At 59.4% G+C, this 266-nt stretch carries 1 protein-coding gene; it reads left to right on the top strand.

Translation table 11 applies throughout. The features are described from left to right. Window positions 1-266, top strand: a 266-nt coding sequence (locus tag ACM03V_RS34525) for a hypothetical protein (protein ID WP_414625321.1), incomplete at both ends; no start/stop codon positions are given.

Below are 266 nucleotides of genomic sequence, written 5' to 3'. Positions count from 1 at the left end.
CGCCCGCGCGTATGGCATCCATGAAGCCACGCTGCACGGCAGAATCAAGCGCGGCATGCCATTGCGAGCCGCATTGGAAACGCCTGTTGATGCGGTCCAGTCTCACAAGAACAAACTCATGGTCGACAAGCGCTGGAGGGGTATCCAGCAGCCCGAATGGTCTGATGGGAAGAGGCGTGCATACGCCACCCATGAATCCATGAAACGCCGTTGCCTGGTCAGCACGTGCGCTGTGTACAAGTATTACGGCGCGCGGGGGATCACAG

The organism is Calothrix sp. CCY 0018 (assembly GCF_963920925.1).
GTDB lineage: Bacteria > Cyanobacteriota > Cyanobacteriia > Cyanobacteriales > Nostocaceae > Rivularia.
The sequence above is the reverse complement of the archived record's forward strand: the minus strand, read 5'-3'. Positions and strand labels throughout refer to the sequence as shown.